The organism is Bacillus sp. MUM 116 (assembly GCF_001866655.1).
In the GTDB taxonomy this organism is placed as follows: Bacteria; Bacillota; Bacilli; order Bacillales; family Cytobacillaceae; genus Neobacillus.
Map to the genome: position 1 here is coordinate 1 of NZ_MLYR01000050.1, position 3,491 is coordinate 3,491.

The window sequence follows — 3,491 nt, forward strand, 5'->3', positions numbered from 1 at the left end:
AAGATGCCACGAAGCATTTAGTTATACGGGTTGATAATCTTATACGAAAAACAACAATCTATGCGAAAATAGCCTTTGTAAAAGTAGTGTGATTTTTTCTGTGAAATCCACTACTTATATTATTGTTAAGGTGAACTGTAACATAAACAGGCACCTGATTTGTTTTGGATAGGTGCCTGATCTATTAGATTACGTAGATAAAGAGGAGAGAATCAATAATCCTATTTTACTAATCCTCAATAGGCAGCAATAATGTAACCATAATAAAAGTCAATTTTGTAGAGAAATTAGATTTTGCTTACCTTTTTGCATATCCTCTAACATGTTGCATTTCTGTAAAAAAGTTTTAGTGTTTTCAGTTGAAGTTATGGGCGTATAGGGATAAAGTCTTTTTAAAGCTTTAACCAAATGCTTGCCGAATCCTTGATTACGATGAGAAGGGTTTATGGCAATATGGTGTATCTGGATTTGGTTATTTGTAAACAATACACCAATCAGACCGATATAACCCTCTTTTTCTTTCCACAGGTAGAGTTTGCGGTTCTTCCCAGAATCATACTCATTCATGGTTATCATAAGTTTTTTAAGATCCTTTTCGCTCGGAATAAATGATAAAAGACCCATTGCAATTTTTTCATAACTTTTTTTATATCTTATTAACAAATCCATCCCTCGCTTATCATAACTTTTAACTTAACAACAGCAGAATGTTTCCCTTAACGATCTCCGAAAAACTTTATGTATCAATCTATTTTTTCAGTATTATAACACAGCATTTTATTAAATTCGTTATAAGAGCATTACAATTCAATATCAGATAACTTACAAGATATGTAATCTTGGATAATCGTTCAAAAAGCCAATCTTGGATTGGCTTTTTGAATTTATTCTTTTTTTAATCTCCCAGCACGAATCAATCATAAAAAGGGGGGATATATAAGGAGAAATCGAGAAGATAGTTTCTGTGGAGGCATTTGAAGTGCACGATTTTTGAAGTTTCAGGAAGGTTTATTGACAATAAAGGACGAAATCCGCCTAGGAACATTCTTTGTCCAAAATTGATGGAATGCATCCAATACTTCTTGTGCAAATATATCCTCTGCACCTTGCTTTCTTAGAACGCCATAATCCAGCTTGCCTTGATTTTTTTTATCATTAAGCTTTTCACTGTTTTCTACATCCAACTCAATAAAAAATTGTACTTCCGTTCCTTCATTATTTTTGATGGATGCAAGATGATTACCGAATTCCTCAACAAGAACCTCGATTTGCCATCCCTTCTGCTCACATTCGAGTAAAAAAGCTTGGTAAATTTTGATGAACGTATTTAAATCCATTTTGGTCTGACACATCCTTCGAATAATTTTTAATCCCAAGAAATAAATCAATAAAGGGGCCATACAATGGGAATGAAAATGGCTAAATTTTAACTTTCCTTTTTTTAAATATATGCAAGATAATGAATTGAAAGAAGACCTCATTAACAGGGAGCATATTAAAAACTTAACACGGGAGTGATAACGGTGGAAAATAGGCACTTGGTTTTTGTTTACGGCACATTAAGAAAGCAAGAGCGTAATCATAAGTTGCTGAAGAATGCAGTTTGTGTAGAAAACGGTTGTTGGACCGAAGGAAAGCTCTTTGATTCACATCATGGGTATCCATTTTTAGTCCAATCAACTGAAGGGAAAGTAGTGGGAGAACTTTATTTAGTGGATGATGCGAACCTTTCTGACCTTGATCGGTTGGAAGAATACCATGGGGTTGGCAAAAATAATCTTTATGATCGAGTGGAACAATTAATCCAAACTGATAATGGAAATTACCAGGCCGTTGTATATGTTCTTCCGGATAAAAGCAATTCAAAAAACATGCAGCTAATAGAAAATGGAGACTGGTGTCAATATCGTGTATTGAAGCAAAGAGCAAAAAATATTAAACCGAATAAAATGGCGTGAAAATAGGCCTATATTGGAGAAATAAAACCTTTTTAAGCGGGATTTTTTTGAAGGAGAATAATAAATTTAAATGATGTCTGTTATGGATTAATAATAGATTAATATATTTTAAGCATTATGACGGAAAGGTGATAGGTAATAGGAGATGTTACGTTTAGACCATTTTGTCATCCAAATTTATTATGATTTTGAAAAGATCAATCATTTGAAAAAGGAGTTTGAACAATTAAACCTTCCTTTTACCCGAAAAAAGGGAAAGGAACAATGAAAATTGCGTTCCTCATTTAATTGTTTTTTAGCAACATTTGATCTAATTCACGAACCTTATCATAAGAATCTAATAGTTGTTTTGGAACCAGGGTTCTCCCGTAATCCCAAGCATTCGTTTCGATGATCGTTTTTAGCTGTTCAATTTCATCATCTTCACCGTACATGAGAATCCTGGTATCATGTTTGTTTTTTTTGAAATCTAAATAGTACCCGAGTACATGATAAAGAATTAGTTTTACAAAGTTTTCATCGGTCTCTTTAATTTTAAAGTTCAATTTATCTTTATAGCCGTTAACTTGCAAGTAATTAAACTTGATTGTATTTGTCGATACATTATAACTCATGGGTGCATTCAGTTTATTATTAAATTCATAAATAATTTCTAAGTTATGTTGATTTAAGGTATTTTTAATAATTTCTTCAATATCCCATATGTATAGCATTTAATCCACCAATATCCTTTCAATTTCCTCATTCAATTTGATGTAGTTTACTTCCTAGATCCTTATTGTTACATGTTGATTTCATTGTAACAGATGATGTTTTTCTTTGAACTATGAAAAAAGTATGATTTGATTAACCAAATGTTTTCCAATCTATGGGACAGTGGGAAGTATTTATTGCATTATGTTGTAATTGGATTTGGTTATAAATTTTTTTGGGTTTTATGTAATAATCAATTTTCGAAATTATAGCATAACTCTTTATCAAAAAAATTAATAGTACTTTACAATTCAATTTCAAATTAAAAACAGACCCTAAATGGGTCTCATGTCTAGTTAAATTTCCTATATTGTTGCATTAGGCTATTGTTTGGATTTTCATTTACACCTTATTCTGTATTGCTATTTGACCAATATCTTTTCACTAACGATTCGCACATAACGAACTAAATAGGAATTTATCATAAAATTCCCTTGTTCATTGTTGACAATAAAGTATTTATTCCGTTCCATTTTTTCAATTACTTCCTGTTCAACATCTTCTTTTTTAACACCTAATTCTTTTATCATTTTTTCGGTTATGATATCATGATCAAATGTATAGCAAACTGTAAATTCCTTCAAATTAATTTCCCTTTCTACTATTTTTATTCTTTTAAAGATGAAAAAAGTTAGATAAAAAATTCTTTCAGACTTATATGTTACAATTATGTAACAATACTGTAATAATTGAAATAGATTTAATGGATTTTTTGAAAAAAGATTCGGAAGTAACGCTATTTTACATATTATGTATTTTTAATAGGTATAAAGTATTAGC

At 30.8% G+C, this 3,491-nt stretch carries 5 protein-coding genes; 1 reads left to right on the top strand and 4 read right to left on the bottom strand.

Translation table 11 applies throughout. The features are described 5' to 3' along the window. Positions 1-270: 270 nt before the first annotated feature. Both BIV60_RS13705 and BIV60_RS13710 read right to left on the bottom strand, forming a co-directional pair. Complete coding sequence (locus tag BIV60_RS13705; RefSeq protein WP_071356301.1) at positions 271-663, bottom strand: GNAT family N-acetyltransferase; 393 nt, start codon at positions 661-663, stop codon at positions 271-273. 335 nt (positions 664-998) lie between these two features. Beyond that, positions 999-1,337, bottom strand: a complete 339-nt coding sequence (locus BIV60_RS13710; protein WP_071356302.1) for a hypothetical protein — start codon at positions 1,335-1,337, stop codon at positions 999-1,001. 186 nt (positions 1,338-1,523) lie between these two features. On the opposite strand from BIV60_RS13710, the gene BIV60_RS13715 reads away from it, so the two are divergent. Then, positions 1,524-1,958: a gamma-glutamylcyclotransferase family protein gene (locus BIV60_RS13715; RefSeq protein WP_071356303.1), complete on the top strand. Its 435-nt coding sequence runs from the start codon at positions 1,524-1,526 to the stop codon at positions 1,956-1,958. Between the two features lie 284 nt (positions 1,959-2,242). Here BIV60_RS13715 and BIV60_RS13720 read toward each other — a convergent pair whose 3' ends face one another. Continuing rightward, positions 2,243-2,671 (bottom strand): hypothetical protein, encoded by a 429-nt coding sequence (locus tag BIV60_RS13720; RefSeq protein ID WP_071356304.1) that lies wholly within the window; start codon positions 2,669-2,671, stop codon positions 2,243-2,245. Positions 2,672-3,073: 402 nt separating this feature from the next. Continuing rightward, complete coding sequence (locus BIV60_RS13725; RefSeq protein WP_071356305.1) at positions 3,074-3,295, bottom strand: hypothetical protein; 222 nt, start codon at positions 3,293-3,295, stop codon at positions 3,074-3,076. Positions 3,296-3,491 lie beyond the last annotated feature (196 nt).

Excerpts from the sequence above, each read along its gene's own strand:
- BIV60_RS13710 (WP_071356302.1), bottom strand. The coding sequence starts at position 1,337 with ATGGATTTAAATACGTTCATCAAAATTTACCAAGCTTTTTTACTCGAA.
- BIV60_RS13720 (WP_071356304.1), bottom strand. The coding sequence starts at position 2,671 with ATGCTATACATATGGGATATTGAAGAAATTATTAAAAATACCTTAAAT.